1 protein-coding gene and 1 pseudogene are annotated in these 1558 nt (G+C 69.1%); both read left to right on the plus strand.

Annotated elements, in window-relative coordinates:
* Positions 1–114: 114 nt before the first annotated feature.
* Complete coding sequence (locus HUK84_RS17635) at positions 115–1269, plus strand: ABC transporter permease (protein ID WP_176641415.1); 1155 nt, start codon at positions 115–117, stop codon at positions 1267–1269.
* 35 nt (positions 1270–1304) lie between these two features.
* A pseudogene (locus tag HUK84_RS17640) lies at positions 1305–1558 on the plus strand (hypothetical protein); the annotation flags it as partial.

Below are 1558 nucleotides of genomic sequence, written 5' to 3' on the forward strand. Positions count from 1 at the left end.
AATCCGCGCCCGGGGCGCGGGCCTGACCTGGCACGAGGTCCCGCCCCGGCTGGACGACGTGTTCATCCATCTGCTGGCGCGGGAATCCCGCGACGGCGGCGCGGAGGCACCGCGATGACCCACCTGTCGTTCCGCCGCCTGGGCGCGCTGCTGCGCAAGGAATGGTTGCAGGTGCGGCGCGACCCGATGACCCTGCGGCTGATCATCGCGCTGCCGGTCATGCAATTGCTGATTTTCGGCTATGCGATCAACACCAATCCACACGACCTGCCGACCGGCGTGCTGATGGCTCAGCCCTCGCAGTACGAGCGCACCATCGTCACCGCCCTGCGCAATACGGGCTATTACCGCATCCGCACGATCGGCACCGAGTCCGAGGCCGAGGCGGGCATCGCCCAGGGGCGGCTGCTGTTCGTCGTGCAGGTGCCGCCCGGCTTCGACCGGGCGGTGGATCGCGGGGAATCGCCCGCCATCCTGATCGACGTGGACGGCACCGATCCGACGGCGATCGGCTATGCCACCGCCGCGCTGGCGGGCCTGGGCGACGTGCTGGCGCGCGACCTGCCGCCCCCGCGCCGGGCGCGGGCGCCGATACAGGCACAGACGCAGACGCAGACACAGGCGCCGCCTTTCCGCTTCCTGGTCCATACCCGCTACAACCCCGAGCAATTGACGGTGCTGAACGTGGTGCCGGGACTGATCTGCGTGGTGCTGATGATGTCCACGCTGATGCTGACCACGCTTGCGATCACCCGCGAGCGCGAACGCGGCACGATGGAGAACCTGCTGGCCATGCCGGTGCGCCCGGTCGAGGTCATGCTGGCGAAGATCGCGCCCTATATCGGCATCGGCTATCTGCAGGTGGTGATCATCCTGCTGATCGCGGTCATGCTGCTGCACCTGCCGGTCCGGGGGTCGCTGCCGATCCTGTTCGGGGTGCTGGGCGTGTTCATCGCCAGCAACCTCGCGCTGGGCATCACCTATTCCACGCTCGCGGCCAACCAGATGCAGGCGCAGCAGATGGCGCAATTCACCATGCTGCCCTTCATGCTGCTGTCGGGCTTCGTGTTTCCCTTTCAGGGCATGCCGCGCTGGGCGCGCTATGCCGGCGAGCTGATGCCGACCACCCATGCCGTGCGCATCATGCGCGGCGTGCTGCTCAAGGGCAACGGCATGGCCGACATCCTGCCCGATCTGTGGCCGATCCTGCTGTTCACCGCGATCACCGTGTTGGTGGCCGTGCGCTTCTATCGCGAGACGCTCGATTGAAACCGCTCGCCTCCAGGCACCGGGCGGCGCGGCCGATGCCGAGGATGCTGGTGCCGAGGATGCTGGTGCCGGGGATGCTGGTGCCGGGGATGCTGGTGCCGAGGATGCTGGTGCTGGGGATGCTGACCGCCGCGGGACTGGCCGGGGGCTGCACGGTCGGCCCAGCCTATCATGCGCCCGCGCCGGATGTACCCGCCGCGTGGCATGATCCGGGGGGACGCGATGCGGCGGCGGCCCGGGCCCCCGACCCGGCCTGGTGGCGGCGCTTCGGCGATCCGGTGCTGGACGG

This window comes from Nguyenibacter vanlangensis (assembly GCF_013376155.1).
Lineage (GTDB): Bacteria > Pseudomonadota > Alphaproteobacteria > Acetobacterales > Acetobacteraceae > Gluconacetobacter > Gluconacetobacter vanlangensis.

Coding starts and splice junctions, on each gene's coding strand:
- HUK84_RS17635 (WP_176641415.1), top strand. CDS start 115: ATGACCCACCTGTCGTTCCGCCGCCTGGGCGCGCTGCTGCGCAAGGAA.